This is a genomic window from Pelomonas sp. Root1217 (assembly GCF_001425705.1).
Lineage (GTDB): Bacteria > Pseudomonadota > Gammaproteobacteria > Burkholderiales > Burkholderiaceae_C > Pelomonas.
Map to the genome: position 1 here is coordinate 264,904 of NZ_LMDC01000023.1, position 19,037 is coordinate 283,940.

The following is a 19,037-nucleotide window of genomic DNA, read 5'->3' on the forward strand; positions in this document are numbered from 1 at the left end:
GCTGCACAACGATCACAGGAGACCCATTGAACCCCCTTCACATCATGCGGGCCGCGGCTTACGGCCTGCTCGCCCTGGCGGCCATGGCACCCGCTCAGGCGCAAGACATCGCCCTGGGCAAACGGCTGTTCGACAGCAACTGCGCCATGTGTCACACCGTGACACCGGACAGGCGCGCGCTGATGGGCCCCGGCCTGCATGGCATCGTCGGGCGCGGGGTGGGTGAAGCGCCGGGCTTCGGCTACTCGGCGGCACTGTCCGCGCTGGGTGCGAAGGGCAAGGTCTGGACGAAGGCGGAACTGGACAGCTTCGTCGCAGATCCCTCGGCCTATGCGCCGGGCACCACCATGCCGATCAGCATGGCAGACGAGGCACAACGCCAGGCACTGCTGGCCTATCTCGAAAAGCTTTCAGGCCCGGCGACCACGGTGGCGGTGAGCACTGCGGCCAGCAAGCCGGCGGTCCCTGGTGCAGACGTGGGCAGCTGGAGTGCTGATCGACCGGGGCGGATCCACGAGTGGAAGGTGGCCGACCTGCCCACGCCATTTGCCACCGAAAGCGCGAGCAACGGCCCCCGCACGGTGCCACGCCCCGAGGGCACGCTGCCGTTGGTGCCCGAGGGCTTCAAGGTCAGCTTGTGGGCCAAAGACCCCGATCGCGGCCGTGTCATGGTCAAGGCACCCAACGGGGACATCTTCATCTCGTCCACGACGAAACGACTGGTCAAGGTGTTCCGGTCGTCCACGGGCGGGACCGCCGATGTGGTGAGCACCTTTGCCTCGGGCATGGACCGCCCCTTCGGCCTGGCCTTCTGGCCGGCAGGCCCCGACCCGCAGTACCTCTACGTGGCCTTCGTCAATTCCATCGTTCGATATCCGTACCGCAACGGCGACCTTGTGGCCGGCGGTGAGCCCGAAGTGGTCGTTCCCAAGCTGTCCCAGGCCGTCGGCGCGCACTCGTCACGGACGCTGGTGTTCTCTGCCGACGGACGCACGATGTTCCTGTCCATCGGCTCGGCGACGAACGTCGCCGAGGGCATCGGCAAGGCGCCTCCCGAGCCGCTTGCCGGCTGGGAAGCCAGGCACGGCCTGGGTGCGGCCTGGGGTGAGGAGGAAGGCCGCGCCGTGGTGCTGGCATTCGACGCCGACGGCAAGAACCGGCGCACCTACGCCGCAGGGCTGCGCAACTGCGTCGGCATGTACCTCTACCCGCGCACGGGGAGCCTGCTGTGCAGCGTCAACGAACGCGATCTGCTGGGCGACAACCTGCCGCCGGACTACCTGACCCGGGTGAAGGAAGGCGCCTTCTATGGCTGGCCCTGGTTCTACATCGGCGCCCATGAAGACCCTCGTCTCGCCGGCCATCGACCTGACCTTCGCGACAAGGTGACGGCGCCCGATCTGCTGCTGACGGCACACGCAGCGCCACTGGGCATGGTCATGTACGAGGCGCCGCCGGCCGCTCCTGCAGCGTTCGCGAAGGCCTACGACGGCGACCTGTTCGTCGCCTTTCACGGCTCCTGGAACCGGCAGACGCGCACGGGTTCGAAAGTGGTCCGGGTGTTCATGAAGGAGGGCGTGCCGACGGGCCGCTACCAGGACTTCGTGACCGGTTTCGTCGCCAGCGACAGCGAAGTCTGGGGCCGGCCCAGCTCGGTCGCCGTGCTGAAGGACGGCTCACTGCTCGTGGATGACGATGTGACCGGCGAGATCTGGCGCGTCGCTCCGAAGTGAGGTGCAAGCGCGGCGTCGACGCATCGCCTGCTATGCAGCGCCAGGGTGAACTCGCGCCAGGAAGTCGCGCACGAGCGCCGTGACCTCCTCGAGATGCGTCTCCAGCAGCCAATGGCCGCCATCGAGCAGGTGCAGCTCGGCGTCGGGCAGGTCGCGCAGGTAGGCGCGGGCCGATTTTTCCGGCATGTAGTCGTCATGCGGTCCCCAGACGATCAGCGAGGGCGGACGGTGCTCACGAAGGTACTGACGATGTTTCGGGAACCAGGCGCGGTTTTCCTTCAGGCCTGCGATCAGGTCGATCGCAACCTCCCGCCGTTCAGGCGTCATCAGCGACCAGTGCAGTTTCGACAGGTCCGGCGGCATGCAATCCGCGAGCGCTGGCCCGACGGCATTCAGGAACTCTTCCTTGAATGTCTCTTCATTGATCGCTTCAGCCAGCTTGGAACGCATCTCGGCGGCCGGCAGGGTCCAGGTCTTCTCGATGTCCGCGTACTTCGCCCCGAGCGCATCCTCGTAGGGAATGTCGCCGTTCTGGATGATCTGCGCCACGATGCGCTCGGGCGCCCGGATGGCCAGCCGGGCACCGATGGGAGAGCCGAAATCGTGCAGGTAAAGGGCGAATCGAAGCAGGCCAAGTTCGCGCACGAAGTCGTCCAGGAATTCGGCGTAGCCGTCGAAGCTGTAGTCGAAATCGTCCGGCGTTGCGCTGTATCCGAAGCCCGGGTAGTCCGGCGCAATCAACCGCCAGCGGTCAGCCAGCCTGGGCATCAGGTTGCGGAATTCATAAGACGAACACGGATAGCCGTGCGGAAGCAGCACGACAGGTGCACCTGCCGGTCCTGCTTCGCGATAGAACGCATCGACGTTGCCGACCCTGACTCGACGATGTCGCACGCGCGTATCCATGAGCCATCTCCTGCTTCACTTCCTGAAGGCCAAACCCTAACCTCTGAACCAAGCAGGCGCTTCAGAAGGCCCGACAGCGATGTGGGATTTGGCTGCTACCGGCCGCACAAGCCCCGGGAGATCGAGTCGCTTTTCAGGCCAAGGAGCAGGGCCGTTTTGGACACGCCCATGCGCCTCAAATAGTCGCCCCGCTAAACTGACGACCATGCGCCGCGGCCTGACGACCATCCTGCTGATGCTGTGCATGTGCTGGCAAGCGCTGGCCCATGCAGGCATTGCCGTGGGGATGGCGGGCCAGGAAGAGCAGCAGCATGCGTTGATGCACTTCGAGGGCCAGGCTCATCATCACGACGATCACGGCGACGCCAGCGGCGTCCACGAGGATCAGTCGCTCGCCTCGGCCCACCATCTGGCCAGCGATTGCGGCTTGCATTCACCGGTCCTGATGACCCGTGTTGACCTGCACTTGCCGCAACTGCCGCCGGCGATGCCGGTGCAGACCGCGGCGACACCGCTCCGACCGCCCTGCCTTGCCGGCCCCGAGCGGCCACCCAAAGCCCAGTCCTGATCCGCCGCGACCCGCGCGCGCTGACGCGCGGCCCTCTGTCGCTCTGGCGGTGACCTCTTGCGCATGACCAGCCCTGGGCTGGCCCCATGCGGGTCGCCGCCGTTTTCGCATCAGGACTCTCGTGAAAATCTCTCCATGGTTGGCGCCATGGCTCGCCGGCAGCGCCCTTGCTGCCAGCGCGCTCGCCTGCGCCGCACAGCCCCCTTCGAATACCGCAGCGCTTGCGGCCAGCCGCCCCAGCCTGGCCCAGGCGATTGACGCCGCCTGGCAGCGCTCCGCCGAGGCGACGCAGTCGCAGGGCCAGCAACGCCAGGCTCGCGCCGACCAGGCCGTCGCCGCCAGCTGGCTCGCCGCGCCGCCAGCGCTGCAGCTGTCCCAGCGTGAAGGCCGCGGCAGTGGCGCCAGCGGCCAGCGCGAAACCGAGGTCGGCGTCGCCCTGCCGCTGTGGCGCATCGGCGCCCGCGCAACCGCCGGCCAGGCCGCCCAGGCCGGCCTCGACTGGAGCGCCGCCGCCGAGCGGGTCGCCCGCCTGCACGTGGCCGGCCAGGTGCGCGAAGCCCTCGGCCAGCTGAGCGGCCTGGAGGCGGAGCAGCGCCAGGCCGCGCTGCAAAGCCAATTGCTTGGCCGCCTCGCCGAAGACGTCGACCGCCGCGTCAAGGCCGGCGACCTGGCGCCGGCCGACGCGATGGCCGCTCGGGCCGAATGGCTGTCCAGCCAGGCCCTGCAAGCCGAGGTTGCGCAGAAGCTGCGCGCCCAGCAGGCGCAATGGCAACTGCTGACGGGCCTTGCCGTTGCCGCGCGGTTCGAGCCCCCGCTTGCAGGGGCGACCGTCGACCTCGATGAGGCCCACCCCGAACTGCAGCTCGCCGCACGCGCCGTCGAGCGTGCCCAGCGGCAGCTCGCCCTGGCACAGGCCCAGCGGGGCGACGCCCCCGAGCTGGGTATCAACCTGCGCCAGGAGCGCCCCGGCCAGGGCAATCCGGCGCTGAACAGCATTGGCGTCGCGCTGCGCTTGCCCTTTGGTAGCGCGACGTACGCCCAGCCGCGCGTCGCCACCGCGCTGTCCGAGGTCGACCTGGCCCTGACCCAGCAGCAACGCACCCGTGACCGCCTCGCGGTCGAGCTGGAGCTGGCGCGCAGCCAGCTGCAAGGTGCTGAAGTGCAAGCCGACCTCGAAACGCAGCGCACCACGCTGCTGCGCGAGCGGGCGGACCACATCGACAAGGCCTTCAAGGCGGGCGAAGCGCCGCTGCCCGAACTGCTGCGGGCGCTGAGCGCCGCCGCGCAGGCCGAGGCCGCCAGCGAACGCCAGCAAGCCCATCTGCGCCTCGCCCAGGCGCGGCTCCAACAAGCCCAAGGACTCCTCCCATGACCCGCATCTCCCTGCTGCGCGCGCTGGCCTCAGCCACACTCGCGGCCACCGTCAGTCTCGGTGCCCTCGCCGGCCCGGGCGCCCATGGCCCGAACGGCGAACACCTCGACGCCCCGACGGCAACCGCGGCGCCCGGCGGCAGCCGCCCGCGCATCGAGGCCAAGAGCGAGCAGTTCGAGTTGGTCGCCACGCTCGCCGGCGGCGAGTTCTCGATGCTGATCGACCGCTTCGCGACGAATGAGCCGGTGCTCAACGCCCAGGTCGAAGTCGAGTCCGGCGGGCTCAAGGCCAAGGCCCCTTTCCACGACGACATTGGCGACTACGCCGTGGCCGACGAGGCGATGCTGAAGTTGCTGAGCAAGCCCGGCGAACACGCCATCGTCATCACAGTCATCCATGGCAACGAGTCCGACCTGCTGGACGCGACGCTGAAGGTCACGGCCGAGCAGGCCCAGGCCGCCGCCGAGGCGCCGCACGCGCATGACCACGCTGGCGCGGACGACCATGGCCACGAACACACCAGTGGCTCGCAAAAGCTCTGGATCGGCATGGGCTTGATTGCCGTCGTGTTGATCGCCGTCGCCGCTTGGCGGCGCCGCCCCGGCAACAAGACTTGGAACGGAGGTCAGGCATGAAGCGCCCGCTGCTGACCCTTGGACTGCTGCTGGCCGCCACGGCCGGGCTCGCCGGTCCCGGCGCCCATGGCCCCAATGGCGAACACCTCGACCAGGCCGGCCCGACCAACGCCTCGGGCCTCGTGCGTCTGCCCGACGGCAGTGTCAACGTGCCCAAGCTGGCCCAGCGCCGAATGGGCATCCGCACGCTGATCGCCCCCGAGACCGAGGCCGCCGCGACGCTGGAGTTGCCCGGCCGTGTGGTGCAGGACCCGAATGCCAGCGGCCGTGTGCAGGCCAGCCATGGTGGCCGCATCGAGCCCGGCCCCAAGGGACTTCCTGTGCCAGGCCAGACCGTGCAGAAGGGCGAAGTCCTCGCCTGGCTGCACCATCATGCCGAGCCTTTCGCGCAGGCCAACCAGGAAGCCCAGCGCGCGGAGCTGCGCGCCGGCCGCCAGCTCGCCGAGCAGCGCCTGAAGCGCCTCGAAGGGCTGGAGGGCACGGTGCCGCGCAAGGAGATCGAGGCGGCGCGGCTGGAGGCCGAGTCCCTGGCCGCCCGCGAGCGCAGCATCGCCGCGAGCCTGGACCAGCGCGAGCCGCTGCGCGCGCCGGTGTCGGGCGTCATCGCCCGCTCCGAGCTGATGGCCGGCCAGGTCATCGACGCGCGCGACGTGCTCGTCGACATCGTCGACCCGGCTCGGCTGATGGTCGAAGCGCAGACGGCTGACGTCACGCTGGGCCCGCGCATCGCCGGCGCCGAGCTGGCGGGCATCGGCGGCGTGAAGCTGCAACTGGCCGGCGTGCCACGCGCACTGCGGGACGGCACCTTGCCGCTGAGCTTCCGCGCCCAGGCGGACAAGGCCGGGCAAGCGACATCGCTCGCCGTCGGCCAGACGGTCGGGGTCATCGTCTTGATGAAGGACAAGGCCAAGGGCGTTGTGGTGCCGGCCGAGGCCGTCGTGCGCAGCCCCGTCAACGAGACCGTCGTCTGGATCAAGACGGGCGCGGAGCGCTACACGCCGCAACCGGTGCAGGTGAGGCCGCTGGACGCGAAGACCGTGCTCGTCACGCGCGGCCTCGCGGCGGACAACCGCGTCGTCGTCGTTGGCGCGGCGCTCATCGCGCAGATCCGCTGAAGGGACGGCCATGTTCAACTGGATCGTCCACACCAGCCTGCGCAACCGCCTCTTTGTGCTGGCCATCGCCGCTTTGCTGATGGCCTATGGCGGCCTCACCGCCTGGCGCACGCCGGTCGATGTCTTCCCCGACCTGAACAAGCCACAGGTCACCGTGTTGACCGAGGCGGGTGGCATGGCGCCCGAGGAGGTGGAGCAGCTCGTCAGCTTTCCCATCGAGACGGCGCTGAACGGCATGCCCGGCATCACGCGGGTGCGCTCGACGTCGGGCGTCGGCCTGTCCCTCGTCTACGCCGAGTTCGACTGGGGCACCGACGTCTACCGCAACCGCCAGCAGGTGGCGGAGCGGCTGGCGCAAATGCGCGGCCAGCTGCCGGGCGACATCGCGCCGGTCATGGGCCCCGTCTCGTCCATCATGGGCGAGGTCATGCTGATCGCGTTGCCGCTGGGCGCCGGACAGGCGACGCCGATGCAGGCGCGCGAGTACGCGGACTTCGTTCTGCGGCCCCGGCTGCTCGCCATCCACGGGGTCGCTCAGGTCATTCCCATCGGCGGCGAGGTGCGCACGCTGCGCGTGGAGCCCGACACGGTGCGCATGGCCCAGCTCGGCGTGTCGCTGACGCAGGTGGAGCAGGCGCTGCGCGGCTTTGCGAGCAACGCGGGCGGCGGCTTCATCGATCTGAACAGCCGCGAATACCTGATTCGCCATCTCGGCCGCACTCACCGCATCGAGGACCTGCAGGGCATTGCCGTGGCCTGGAAGGACGGCCGCGCCATCCTGCTGGAGCAGGTGGCCAGCGCGCGCTTCGCTGCCGGCCTCAAGCGCGGCGACGCCGGCTACAAGGGCGCGCCAGCCGTCATCGTCAGCGTGCAAAAGCAGCCGGACGCCGACACGGTGCGGCTGACCAAGCAGATCGAAACGGCCCTGGGCGAGCTCAAGCCCGGCCTGCCCCAGGGCCTGAGCGCGCCTCAAGTGCTGTTCCGCCAGGCCGACTTCATCGAGGCCTCGATCAGCAACGTCACCGGCGCATTGCGCGACGGCGCCGTCATGGTGGCCATCGTGCTGTTCGCCTTCCTGCTGTCGGTGCGCACGACGCTGATCTCGCTGATCGCCATCCCGCTGTCGCTGGCTGTCACCGCACTGGTGTTCCGCCTGCTCGACCAGTCCATCAACGTGATGACGCTGGGCGGCCTGGCGATCGCCATCGGCGAGCTGGTGGACGACGCGGTGGTCGATGTCGAGAACATCCAGCGCCGGCTGCGCGAGAACCGGGCGCTGGCCCACCCGCGGCCAGTGCTGGAGGTCGTGCGGGCCGCGAGCGTCGAAGTACGCACCGGCATCGTCTACGCGACGTTGATCGTCGTGCTCGTGTTCGTGCCACTGTTCGCGCTGCCGGGCATCGAGGGCCGGCTGTTCACGCCGCTGGGCATTGCCTACATCGTGTCCATCCTGGCGTCGATGCTGGTGTCGATGACGGTCACGCCGGTGCTGAGCGCCTTCCTGCTGCCGCGCATGAAGCGGCTGGACCATGGCGACAGCCCGTTGGTGGCACGGCTCAAGGGCTGGGACGCGCGGCTGCTGGCCTGGTCCTTCCCGCGCGCCAGGCTGCTGATCGCTGCAGCCGCCATCGCCGTCGCTGCGGCTGCAGCCAGCGTGCCGTTCTTCCCGCGCGCCTTCCTGCCGGCCTTCAACGAGGGCTCGCTGGTGCTGTCGCTGATGTTCAACCCCGGCACCTCGCTGGCCGAGGCCAACCGCATGGGTTCGCTGGCCGAGACGCTGATCGGCCAGGTGCCCGAGGTGACCCAGGTGGGCCGCCGCACCGGCCGCGCCGAACTCGACGAGCACGCCGAGGGCGTGCACTCGTCGGAGATCGACGTGGACCTGCGGCGCGGCGGCAAACCCATTGACCGCGAGGCGGTGATGGCCAGCATCCGGGCCCAGCTCGCCTCGCTGCCCGCCCAGGTGGCTATCGGCCAGCCGATCTCGCACCGGCTGGACCACCTGCTGTCCGGTGTGCGCGCACAGATCGCCGTGAAGATCTATGGCGACGACACCGACACGCTGCGCGGCCTGGCCGAGCAGATGCGCGCCCGCCTGAGCGGCGTGCCCGGCCTGGTGGACCTCACCGTCGAAAAGCAGGTGCTGATCCCGCAGATCGCCGTACGGCTGGACCAGCGCAAGGTCGCGCAGGCCGGCCTGTCGCCGGGCGAGGCGGTGCGCGTGCTGCAGGCGCTGACCGATGGAGCGCATCCGAATCAGGGAGCGCAAATCGTCGACGGCCAACGCCGCTACGACCTGGTGCTGCGCCTGCCCGACGACCAGCGCAGCCCACAGGACCTGGCGCGCACGCTGATCGACACGCCGGCCGGGCGGCTGCCCCTGTCCAGCATCGCCACCGTGGAAGAGTCTGACGGACCGAATCAGATCGGCCGCGAGAACGGCCGGCGGCGCATCGTCGTCTACGCCAACACGGACGGGCGCGACATGGGCCGCGTCATCGGCGAGATCCGCCAGGTCATTGCCAAGACCGCCTTGCCCACCGGCGCCTTCGTCAGCCTGGAGGGCCAGTTCCAGGCGCAGGAGCAGGCGACGCAGCTCATCGTGGGCCTGTCGCTGATCTCGCTGGCGATGATGTTCCTCGTGCTCTACACGCGCTACCGCTCGGCCGTGCTGGCCGGCGTCATCATGGCCAACATCCCGCTGGCGCTGGTCGGCGCCGTCATCGCCATGTGGCTGGCCGGCGTGACGCTGTCGGTCGCGACGATGGTGGGCTTCATCACGCTGGCCGGCATCGCCACGCGCAACGGCATCCTGAAGGTCAGCCACTACATCAACCTGTGCCGCTTCGAGGGCGAGCGCTTCGGCCAGCCCATGATCGTGCGCGGTTCGCTGGAGCGGCTGACGCCGGTGCTGATGACGGCCCTCGTCGCTGCCTTCGCGCTGACACCACTGCTGCTGGCCGGCGACGAGCCGGGCAAGGAGATCCTGCACCCGGTCGCGGTCGTCATCTTCGGCGGCCTGGTCAGCTCGACGCTGCTGGACACGGTGCTGACGCCGGTCATCTTCTGGCTGGTGGGACGCAAGCCGCTGCAACGGCTGCTGGAACCCAGCGAGACCGATACCCCGGCGCAAGCCCAGGAAGCGTTCTAGGAATCAACCAGGCCACGCGGCGCCGCCTGCACAAGAGCGCCGCACCCCGATTGGAGATGAACCCCATGAAGACCCAGCAACTGCTGATCGCCGCCGTGCTGGCCGCGAGCACTCTGGCGATGCCCCCTGCGATGGCCCACGGCTCGGCCGCAGCGCGCCACGGCGGCATCGTCCAGGTCGCCAACGACGTGAACTTCGAGCTGGTGGTCGACGCCGACGGCGCGACCATCTACCTTGTCGACCATGATGACGACATGCCTTCCAAGGGCATCTCCGGCAAGCTGACCGTGCTGAACGGCGCGCAGAAGTCCGAAGTCGACGTCAAGGCCACCGAAGGCAACAAGCTGCGCGCCACCGGCGTGAAGATCGCCCCAGGTGCCAAGATCGTGGCCGTGCTGAACAACGTCGAGGGCAAGACCGCGACGGTGCGCTTCACCATCAAGTAAGGTGCCGTCATGACGAAACGACTGATTGCGCTGGGTGTTCTGCTCGCCGCTGGCACGCCACTCTGGGCGGCCGATGCGCCCCGCGACAACGCGACGCTCGCAGCCAGGGCCGAGGCCGTGTTCGGCAAGCAGGCGGGCCAGAGCTTCGATGCGCCCGCGGTTAAGCCGAGCGCCTTGGCGCCGCGCACAGAGACCGTGACGGTGACGCTGGCCCCGGGCAAGGGCGCCGAGGTCCAGGCGGAACTCGACGCCGGCCAGGGCATGGTCTTTCACTGGTCCGCCAGTGGCGACGTGGCCGTGGACCTGCATGGCGAGCGGACCGGCTCGAAGGACGAGTACACCAGCTACGACATCGAAGCCGGCCAGCGCCAGGGTGCCGGCACCTTCGTGGCGCCGTTCGCTGGCACGCATGGCTGGTTCTGGAAAAACCGCAGCCAGCAGCCGGTCACGGTGACCCTCACGATCACGGGCTTTCACAAGCGGCTGGTTCGGCACGGTGGGCAGCCCTGAGAGCGAAGCCGAGCGTGCCCCTTCACCTGAACCTCCCTGCGCTGCGTGGCGGCCTGCTGGCCTTGCTGGCGGCCGCGCTGTTCGGCGTCAGCACGCCTCTGGTGCAGAAGCTCGGCCAAGGACTGGGGCCGTTCACGACGGCGGCGCTGCTGTATGCCGGCGCCGGTCTCGTGGGCGCACTGCTGCGCCAGAAGGCCGAGAAGGAGGCACGCGTGCTCCGCTCGGACATGCCACGTCTGCTGGCCGTCGCCCTCTTCGGCGCGGTAATCGGCCCGGTGGCGCTGGCCTGGGGATTGCAACGTACCAGCGGTACCGGCGCGTCGCTGATGCTGACGTTGGAGGCTCTCTTCACGGCCGTGCTGGCCTGGCGCCTCTATGGCGAGTCGATGGACCGACGCGTCTGGGCGGCGATGCTGCTGCTGCTCGCGGGCGGCGTGCTGCTCATTCTTGACCAGGGCCTGGCGTCAAGTGGCCAATGGATCGGGCTGCTTGCCGTGCTGGCGGCGACGGCCGCCTGGGGCACGGACAACACCTTGTCACGAGCGCTGGCTGAACGTGATCCCGGCCAGGTCGTGCTCGCCAAGGCGGCGCTCGGTGCGGCGGCAACGACGGTGCTGGCCCTCATTGCGGGCGAGGCGATGCCCAGCCTTGGCACAGCAGCAGGGTTGATGGGCATTGGCGCGACCGGCTACGGCCTGAGCCTGCGCTTTTACCTGCTGGCCCAACGCGAGTTCGGTGCGGCGCGCACGGGCTCGGTGTTCGCTTTCGCGCCCTTCATCGGCGCGGCACTGGCCTTCGCCCTGGGGGACCGCTCAGCCGGCTGGGGCATGGCCGCGGGGGGCCTGCTGATGCTGCTGGGTGTCACGCTGCACCTGGCCGAGTCGCACGACCATGAGCATGAGCACGAGTCGCTGGAACACGAGCACGCGCACCGGCACGACGATGGGCATCACGCCCATGCCCACGACCCGATGCCCGAAGGCGCGCACAGCCATCGGCACCGACACCGGCCCGAGCGCCACAGCCACGCGCATGTGCCGGACGCCCATCACGTGCATGACCACTGAGGTCAACGGCCCAGGCGCGCCTTGACTGCCGCCACGAGCGGCGCGACGGCCGACGGTGGGAACGGCGACACGCTGCTGACGTTGATCTCGCAGAGCACATAGCTGCCCGGCTGCTCGCCGAACAGGAAATCGCAATCCCACAGCATGGGCAACTGGTCTCGGCTCAGGCCGACGCGCTCGCGCAACAGGTCTATCCATCCGGACTCCAGGTGCTGCCGCAGCGCCTGGAACTGCGGCAGGTCCGCCGGGTGATAAAGCCGCGGGCTGGTGGCAGGCGGCGGCTCACCGCCCTTCGCGGGGTGGAGCGCATTGACGGCCTGGTGACCAAAGCCCGCAACGCGGTCCTCGACGAGGTAGGCCCTCACCATGCCGTCGACAAGACGCGGCTGCCAGGCCTGGTCGATCATGTGGCCGCCGTTTTCCGGCTCGAAATAGGGCGCCAGCCGCTGCTGCAGTTCGTGCAGGCTGAGCAATTCCTCCTCGCTGCCCCGCTGCGCATGGCGCACCTTCAAAAGCGCGGAGCCGCTGGCCTCGACACGCCAGACGCCGTTGCCACTTTGCCCGCGGTACTGCTTGAGCACGCGCGCCCCGCTGGTCAACCGCTGCGGCAACTCGTCGGCCAGTTGCGCGAGGTTGTCGACGCGCACCGCATCGCTGCCGAAGGGCAGGTCGCGGACGGCGACAAGCACGTCCTTGGTGCCGAGCTTGAGCAGGGTGTCGGGATGCGTGCTGACGAAGACGCCCCCCGCGGCCAGCTCGCGCAGCATCGCATCGAGCCGGTCACGGCGGCGGCCCGCCTCGATGGGGTTGCACCAGACCAGCACGCCATCGACGCGCTGCAGCTGGGCGGCAACCTCATCGGCGAAGTCGTCGTGATAGACGGCCGGTTCAACCGCAATGCCGGCGGCGGCAAAGGCCTCGAACAGCACAGCAAACCGGCTCTGCGCTGGATCGCTGCGGTCGCGAGCCGCGCGGTCACCCGGGTACAGCAGTGCCAGGGACAGTGATCGGTCGGCAGCCATGACGAGCCTCCTCAGGCGTGTTGGGCCAAGGGATGGAGCAGCAGCCCTGCGAACGCGGCAGCGGCCACGACCACAGGCTCGGGCAACTTCTTGAAACGCCACAGCAAGGCGACGGTGACCAGCGCCAGCACGGCCGTCGCGACATCGGTGATCGAGCGCTGGCCAATGACGATCACCGCGCCGGTGATCGCGCCGATGGCCGCTGCCGTCACACCATCGACAAAGGCAACGATGCCTGGGCGCTTGCCGTATTTCTTGAAATACGGCGCCGGCAGGATGGTGAAGAGATAGCAGGGCACGAAGGTGGCCGCCGCCGCGACGACGGCGCCCCAGAAGCCCGAGACCAGGTAGCCGATGAAGCCCGTCGTGATGACGACCGGGCCGGGCGTGATCATTGCGACGGCCACGGCGTCAACGAACTGCCGGTCCGTCAGCCAGCCGTATTCCTGCACAACGCCGCTGTAAAGGAAAGGCACGATGGCCAGGCCGCTGCCGAAGACGAAGCTGCCCGCATAGGCGAAGTAGGCGCCGATCTGGCCGAGCTTGTGCCAGTCCAGCGTGTCGATGGCAAAGAAGCCGATGAACGGCGCGGCGATGCCGTTGAGCTGACCGCCGCTGGAGAACCACTTGGGCGGCGCGCGAACCAGCCACACCAGCACGCCCGCGCCGAGGAAGAGCCAGACGACCTCGGACTTGGTGATGACGGTCACCGCCGCGCTGGCCGCGAAGATGGCCCACAGCAGCTTGTCCTTGCCGATGTTCTTGGTCGTCAGCTTCCAGGCGCTCATCGCGATGATGCCGATCACCGCCGCACCCACGCCGTAAAACACCGCCTGCATCCAGGAGATGCCGCCAAAGGCCCGGTAGGCCGCGCCGATGGCAACCACCATCAAGAAGGACGGCAGCACGAAGGCCGCGCCCACCAGCGTGGCCCCGAGCACGCGATGGTGCACATAGCCCAGGTAGATGGCGAGCTGGGCAGCGAGCGGCCCCGGCATCAGCTGCGCCAGGGCCATGCCCTCCTTGTATTCGGCCTCGGACATCCACCCGCGCTGCTCCACGAGGTCGCGGTACATGAAGCCGACGAGCGCCACCGGGCCGCCAAAACCCCAGGTGCCCAGGCCCAGCATGTAGCGAACGAGCTGCCACAGTGTGTAGCGAGGCGCGGTTGAGTTGTGGCTCATGGGTTGTCTTCAGCGTTCTGAAAAGCGGTGAGCAGTCCCTCGAAGACCCCGGCGCTGACCTGCATCAGCTGGTCGTCATCGGTGATGGCCTCGCGCATGCCGGCCAGCACGCGCTCGACGCCCGCGGCCTCCGGCAGCTGCACGCCGCCGATGTCCAGGCTGTGCACCAGCAGGCCCAGGCGCAGCAACGCGGGCGTCTCCAGGCCGAAGCTGGCGAGCAGTGTTTCGAAGGTCACGCGCGCGCCGACGTGGGTGAAGGTCGCGCCGTCGAAGTCAAAGCCGAGCGCCTTCTTCGGGCAGTCAGCCGGTGACTGGAGCCACAGGATGCGGGCCTCGGGATCGATGAAGCGGCGGATCAGCCATGCGCTGGCCATCCGGTCCACCCACGGCCGGGCGCGCGTGGCCCAGGTCCGCCCCTGATAGTCGGCCCGATCCAGCGGCGTGATGGTTCGCACGGCGGGTTGAGGTTCGTCCGGCGACAGCAGCCGGCTGGCCTGCTCCTCGAATTCCTCCAGTGCTTCGCGAGCCTGGCGTTGGGCCTCACCGGGGAAGAAGTCGATGGCGAGGAGCTGGTCGAAGGCCTTGCGCAGTTTGCGAGCCAGCTTGACCGACTCCGTCGCCTGCCCGGCGCTGAGCCGCTTGCGGCCGTCGGCGATATCGCCCAGCAGGACCGCAAACTCGGCGCCGCGGTTGAACAGTGCAGGGAAATTTGCATCGTCCGACTCCGTGCCCAGCAGATGAGCCGTGCCGTCGTTCTGGCGCAGGTCGTCGGCAATGCCACCCAGCGCCGCCTCATGCGCCTCGGAGTGCGGCAGGAGATAGACGCCGTCGCGCAGCACCGCCGCACCGCAACCCTTGAGCGCCCGCCAGACACGCATGCGGGCGGCCGTGTTCTCGGTCGGCAGCGAGAGGATGAGGAGCAGCCACTTCATTTGGTTGAATATATAACAACATGTCTTAATCGCAACGCACGCAGTCCATCCCCCCAAATCTGCAGCCTGTCGCCCTCCGCTAGGCCGCTTCCTGGGCCAGGAGATATGGTGTGCTACATCAGCAACACACCCCGGAGCTCCCATGACTCCCACCTGGACAGACCAGGCACCGATCTACCAGCAGCTCGCCGACCGACTGGCCGTGCAACTGCTGGACGGCAGCCCCCCGGAAGGCGAGGCCCTGCCTTCGGTGCGCGTACTCGCCAGCCAGTACGTCATCAATCCGCTGACGGTCACACGAGCGCTGCAGGCGCTCAGCGACCATGGCCTGATCGAGTCGCGCCGCGGCCTGGGCATGTATGTGAGGGCCGGCGCCCGCGAGCGGCTGCTGCGCCAGGAGCGCGAGCAGTTCCTGCAGAAGGACTGGCCCGCCCTGCGCGCCAAGCTCAAGCGGCTGGGCTTGACCGCCAAGGATCTGAACTGGGAGTCGACATGAACCTCATCGAAGCCAAGAACATCACGCTGCGCTACGGCAAGAAGACAGCGCTGAACGACGTGTCCGTCGCGGTACCCAAGGGCCGCGTCGTCGGCCTGCTGGGCCACAACGGCGCCGGCAAGACGTCCCTCATGAAGGCGATGGTCGGCCTGCTGCCGGTGCAGGGCGAGCTGAGCGTGCTGGGGCTGGAGCCGACCAGCAACCGCCAGCAGCTGCTGACCGAGCTCAGCTACATCCCGGACGTGGCCGTGTTGCCGCGCTGGGCCCGGGTGCACGAGCTGATCACGCTGATGGGCCGGCTGCAACCCAAGTTCTCCGCCGAGCGCGCCCGCACGCTGCTCAAGCGCACCAGCGTCAGCGAGGGCGACAAGATCAAGAGCCTGTCCAAGGGCATGGTGGCCCAGACCCACCTGGCGCTCATCGCCGCCATCGACGCCAAGCTGATGATCCTGGACGAGCCGACGCTGGGCCTGGACGTGGTGTCGCGCAAGAGCTTCTACGAGATGCTCATCGACGAGTGGTGCGACGGCGAGCGCAGCGTGCTGATCTCAACGCACCAGGTCGAGGAGGTGGAGGCGCTGCTGTCCGACGTGATCATGCTGGACGAAGGTCGCGTGGCGCTGTCGATCAGCCTGGAGGACATCGACCGCCGCTTCGTCGCGCTGAACCACGACCCCGCGGCCGCCGACGCGATGGCCGCCGCCCACCCGCTGCTGCGCTACCGCGAGCAGGGCCGCACGACGTCGCTGTTCGATGGCCCCCCGCCCGAGCACATCACGAGCCTGGGCCAGCGCGTGCGCCCCAGCCTCGTCGACCTCTTCATGGCGCTGACCCGCAACCCGGCGCTGAACGGCAAGCAAGCCTGAACTGGAGCAAATGCCATGAACAACCACATCCCCACCCTGCTGCTGCGCGAATGGATGCAGCACAAGCGCGGCTGGCTGATCGCCGCCTTCGCTCCGCCGATCCTCTTCCTGGCCATGCTGCCCTTCGGCCATGTGCAGGGCCTGCCGGTGGAACACCCAGAGCTGATCGGCCTGGCCATCCTGCTGCTGAGCACCTGCGCGGTGTATGCCATCTGCCTGCTGGTGGCGCTGTTCCAGCTGCCCGGCCTGGCGCGCCGCGATGCTCAGGACCGCTCGATCGAGTTCTGGCTCTCCCTGCCTGGGCGCCCGAGCGAGAGCGTCGCGTCGACGGTGCTGGCCCATGCCTGGCTGGCGCCCCTGGGCGGCGCCGTCGTGGGGGCCCTTTTCGGCCTGCCCATCGCGATGTCGGTGCTGGGCAGCAAGGCGGGCTTGGGCGCGGCAATGTCGGTGAACTGGGGCGAGGTCGTCTCGGCGGCGCTACCCCTGCTGCTGCGTGGCCTGGTAGGCACCGTGCCGCTGATGCTGTGGCTGGCGCCGATGATCTTCGTGCTGATGGCCGCTTCGGCCTGGCTCAAGCGCCTGGGCGTGCCGCTGGTCTTCGTTGGCGGCTTCGTTGTCACCCTGGTGCTGCACAAGGTCTACAGCATCGACTGGCCGCTGCAGGCGCTGAGCGATTGGAACGAGCGCCTCGGCCACTCGATGATCAATGACGCGGAAGGCCTGAAGTCGGCCCTGATGTCGGACGTCAACCTGTGGACCTGGTCGCTGCAGGACCTGAGCCACACGCTGGCCGATCTCGCCTCGCTGCAGTTCCTGGGCTGGGTCGCCGTGGCCGCCGCCGGCTTCGCGCTGGTGGTGATGAAGCGGGCACGCGGCGCCTGAGCGGCCGGCCTGCCCAAAAGCAAACCGGGGCCAGTTCAACTGGCCCCGGTTTTTATTTCTGAACGCCTCAGGTCGGTGAACTGGCCAGAGCGTCGGGTGCCGCCGGCGGCGTGATGCGCGCCGCCACTTCCTTGCGGAAGCGGTTGAGCTCCTGCACGGTGGCGAAGCTGCGGTCCATCAGCAGGCTCATGTTGTGCAGGATGCGCTCGACGACCTTGTTCTCCCAGACCGAGTCGAACTGGATCTGCTTGTCCAGCCAGCGCTCCAGCCACTCGGGATCGGGTAGGCGGCTCTGGATGGTGTCGCGCGGGAAAAGCTTGGCGTTGACATGCAGGTTGGTCGGGTGCAGGGCCTGCGCCGTGCGGCGGGCGCTGGCCATCAGCACACCCACCTTGGCGAAGGCGGCGCGGGCCTCGTCGCCGAACTTGGCCATGGCGCGCTTCATGTAGCGCAGGTAGGCGCCGCCATGGCGGGCCTCGTCGCGCGACAGGGTTTCGTAGATGGCCTTGATGACGGGCTCGTTGTGCCACTCCGACGCGCGGCGGTACCAGTGGTTCAGGCGAATCTCGCCACAGAAATGCATCATCAGCGTCTCAAGCGCCGGCGCGGGGTCGAAGTCGAAACGTACCTCGTGCAGCTCGGCCTCCGTGGGCACGAGGTCGGGGCGGAAGCGCTTGAGGTACTCGATCAGCACCAGGCTGTGCTTTTGCTCCTCGAAGAACCACACCGACATGAAGGCCGAGAAGTCACTGTCTTCGCGGTTGTCGCGCAGGAACATCTCGGTGGCGGGGAGAGCCGACCACTCGGTGATGGCGTTCATCTTGATGGTCTGGGCCTGTTCGTCGCTCAACAGGCTGGCGTCAAACTTGTCCCACGGGATATCGCGGTCCATGTTCCAGCGCACGGCTTCGAGTTGTTTGAACAGTTCAGGGTAAAGCATGAGAAATCCTCGTCTAGAGGCGGGATTCTAAAGTTCGCGCCAGCGCGCTATCTCCGGCGCGATTGCGGCCAGTCCGTCGAGGCAGCGTACGCCTTCCGGGTAGCTTGGCAAACGGAGTGCCCGGCCGCCGCTGCTGCCCGCCCAGATTTCGACCGCGACCGGCAGCTGCGTGCGCAAGCTGGCCAGTCCGTCCAGCATGGCGCGGGGGGCCAGCTGGCCGCTGAAGCTCAGCGCGACTACATCGACCCGGCAGGCCACCGCAGCGGCGGGCAACTGTGCCAACGGTGTCTCCACGCCCAGCGACAGGCAGACGGCGCCCTCCAGGCCCAGCAGGGCTTCGACCATCAGCAGGCCCTGCGCGTGGCTTTCACCGGGCAGGGTTGTCAACAGCACCCGCGGCTGGCGACCGGTGGGGGGCGGCAGCGCATGCATGGCCTGGCGCAGCACCCCCTGCAGGGATTCGCCATAGAGGTGCTCCTGGAAGAGCTGCAGCGCCCCGCTCATCCACAGCTCGTCAATGCGCGTCGTCAAGGGCGCGAAGACCTCGATGACGCCTCGCCCCAGGCCGCGGCGCAGTATGACCTCGGACAGCGCACGCCTCAGCCCCTCGACGTCATGGCTTTGCAGCAGGGCGGTGCAGGCAGCGATCTCAAAAGGCTCTAAAGCCGTGCCCGCCACGGGCACCGCGGCAGGCAGCTGCAGCAGCAACGACAACTCCTGTACCGACGCAGCGACTACACGGCCCGGACGGTGGCCTGCGTCCAACAACCGCTTCACGAGCCGCAGCCGCTGCACCTGTTCCGCCGGGTACAGGCGCTCGCCGGTGCCATCGCGCCAGGGCGACGGGAAACCATAGCGGCGCTCCCAGACGCGCAGCGTTTCCTTGTGAATGCCGGTATCTCGCTCGACGGCGGTGATGCCGATGCCATCGACCGAATCATTCATCGCCGGCTCCCTGGTCGCGCTTGGTTCGCGCTGCACAAAGCGGGGACAGCAGTCGATTCCGGCCGCGCGGGAGAGGCGGGTCGCACACGAACAGAAATATTCGACAAAGCGACTTACACATCCTACTGTTTGTAATCCTGCTGCAGGCACACGGGATAGAGCAAAACCACCCGCGACGAAGACAACAATCGTCACGGGAACTCGGTACAGGGCCTTGGAATTTCGCGATCGGTGCCCACTCTCGGGCTACACACCGGTAAAAACCCG

At 68.4% G+C, this 19,037-nt stretch carries 18 protein-coding genes; 12 read left to right on the forward strand and 6 right to left on the reverse strand.

Translation table 11 applies throughout. From position 1 onward, the window contains the following. The first annotated feature begins 26 nt into the window (after positions 1–26). Positions 27–1,733, forward strand: coding sequence for a PQQ-dependent sugar dehydrogenase (locus ASC95_RS15500; protein WP_235537942.1), 1,707 nt, complete (start codon positions 27–29; stop codon positions 1,731–1,733). A gap of 30 nt (positions 1,734–1,763) precedes the next feature. On the opposite strand, the gene ASC95_RS15505 is transcribed toward ASC95_RS15500, so the two are convergent. Continuing rightward, a complete protein-coding gene (locus tag ASC95_RS15505; protein WP_057298617.1) occupies positions 1,764–2,639 on the reverse strand; it encodes an alpha/beta fold hydrolase in 876 nt (291 codons plus the stop codon). Between the two features lie 205 nt (positions 2,640–2,844). Between ASC95_RS15505 and ASC95_RS15510 the strand changes: the two genes are divergently transcribed. The 8 genes from ASC95_RS15510 (at position 2,845) to ASC95_RS15545 (ending at position 11,503) form a co-directional block, all read left to right on the forward strand. Beyond that, entirely contained in the window at positions 2,845–3,207 is a 363-nt protein-coding gene (locus ASC95_RS15510) for a hypothetical protein (RefSeq protein ID WP_057298618.1), read from the forward strand. A 139-nt stretch (positions 3,208–3,346) separates the two neighbouring features. Beyond that, the gene (locus tag ASC95_RS15515) at positions 3,347–4,579 is read left to right on the forward strand and encodes a TolC family protein (RefSeq protein ID WP_057298619.1); all 1,233 of its coding nucleotides are present in this window, start codon (positions 3,347–3,349) and stop codon (positions 4,577–4,579) included. Then, positions 4,576–5,214: a hypothetical protein gene (locus ASC95_RS15520; protein WP_057298620.1), complete on the forward strand. Its 639-nt coding sequence runs from the start codon at positions 4,576–4,578 to the stop codon at positions 5,212–5,214. The genes ASC95_RS15515 and ASC95_RS15520 overlap by 4 nt, the downstream gene beginning before the upstream one ends. After that, entirely contained in the window at positions 5,211–6,329 is a 1,119-nt protein-coding gene (locus ASC95_RS15525) for an efflux RND transporter periplasmic adaptor subunit (RefSeq protein ID WP_057298621.1), read from the forward strand. The genes ASC95_RS15520 and ASC95_RS15525 overlap by 4 nt, the downstream gene beginning before the upstream one ends. A gap of 10 nt (positions 6,330–6,339) precedes the next feature. Continuing rightward, a complete protein-coding gene (locus tag ASC95_RS15530; protein ID WP_057298622.1) occupies positions 6,340–9,480 on the forward strand; it encodes an efflux RND transporter permease subunit in 3,141 nt (1,046 codons plus the stop codon). Between the two features lie 65 nt (positions 9,481–9,545). Beyond that, on the forward strand, positions 9,546–9,926 hold the full coding sequence (locus ASC95_RS15535; RefSeq protein WP_057298623.1) for a hypothetical protein: 381 nt from the start codon (positions 9,546–9,548) through the stop codon (positions 9,924–9,926). Positions 9,927–9,935: 9 nt separating this feature from the next. Further along, positions 9,936–10,436, forward strand: coding sequence for a hypothetical protein (locus ASC95_RS15540; protein ID WP_057298624.1), 501 nt, complete (start codon positions 9,936–9,938; stop codon positions 10,434–10,436). Between the two features lie 14 nt (positions 10,437–10,450). Then, positions 10,451–11,503: a DMT family transporter gene (locus ASC95_RS15545; RefSeq protein ID WP_057298625.1), complete on the forward strand. Its 1,053-nt coding sequence runs from the start codon at positions 10,451–10,453 to the stop codon at positions 11,501–11,503. A 2-nt stretch (positions 11,504–11,505) separates the two neighbouring features. On the opposite strand, the gene ASC95_RS15550 is transcribed toward ASC95_RS15545, so the two are convergent. Genes ASC95_RS15550 through ASC95_RS15560 form a run of 3 tightly spaced genes read right to left on the reverse strand, consistent with a single transcriptional unit; the run spans position 11,506 to position 14,641 of the window. Beyond that, positions 11,506–12,525, reverse strand: a complete 1,020-nt coding sequence (locus ASC95_RS15550; protein WP_057298626.1) for a Cj0069 family protein — start codon at positions 12,523–12,525, stop codon at positions 11,506–11,508. A gap of 11 nt (positions 12,526–12,536) precedes the next feature. After that, positions 12,537–13,709, reverse strand: coding sequence for a chromate transporter (locus ASC95_RS15555; protein WP_057298627.1), 1,173 nt, complete (start codon positions 13,707–13,709; stop codon positions 12,537–12,539). Next, positions 13,706–14,641 (reverse strand): chromate resistance protein ChrB domain-containing protein, encoded by a 936-nt coding sequence (locus ASC95_RS15560; protein WP_057298628.1) that lies wholly within the window; start codon positions 14,639–14,641, stop codon positions 13,706–13,708. The genes ASC95_RS15555 and ASC95_RS15560 overlap by 4 nt, the downstream gene beginning before the upstream one ends. A 142-nt stretch (positions 14,642–14,783) precedes the next feature. Here ASC95_RS15560 and ASC95_RS15565 point away from each other — a divergent pair, with 142 nt between their 5' ends. From ASC95_RS15565 to ASC95_RS15575, 3 genes are read left to right on the forward strand one after another with little or no spacing between them, the layout of a single operon-like run. After that, on the forward strand, positions 14,784–15,137 hold the full coding sequence (locus tag ASC95_RS15565; protein WP_057298629.1) for a GntR family transcriptional regulator: 354 nt from the start codon (positions 14,784–14,786) through the stop codon (positions 15,135–15,137). Further along, positions 15,134–16,003 carry an ABC transporter ATP-binding protein gene (locus ASC95_RS15570; protein ID WP_057298630.1) on the forward strand — a complete coding sequence of 290 codons (870 nt, stop codon included), beginning with the start codon at positions 15,134–15,136 and terminating at the stop codon, positions 16,001–16,003. The genes ASC95_RS15565 and ASC95_RS15570 overlap by 4 nt, the downstream gene beginning before the upstream one ends. 15 nt (positions 16,004–16,018) lie before the next feature. Next, positions 16,019–16,885: a hypothetical protein gene (locus ASC95_RS15575; RefSeq protein ID WP_057298631.1), complete on the forward strand. Its 867-nt coding sequence runs from the start codon at positions 16,019–16,021 to the stop codon at positions 16,883–16,885. 67 nt (positions 16,886–16,952) lie between these two features. Here ASC95_RS15575 and ASC95_RS15580 read toward each other — a convergent pair whose 3' ends face one another. Next, on the reverse strand, positions 16,953–17,825 hold the full coding sequence (locus ASC95_RS15580) for a hypothetical protein (protein WP_057298632.1): 873 nt from the start codon (positions 17,823–17,825) through the stop codon (positions 16,953–16,955). A 27-nt stretch (positions 17,826–17,852) separates the two neighbouring features. Beyond that, on the reverse strand, positions 17,853–18,770 hold the full coding sequence (locus tag ASC95_RS15585) for a MerR family transcriptional regulator (protein WP_057298633.1): 918 nt from the start codon (positions 18,768–18,770) through the stop codon (positions 17,853–17,855). Positions 18,771–19,037 lie beyond the last annotated feature (267 nt).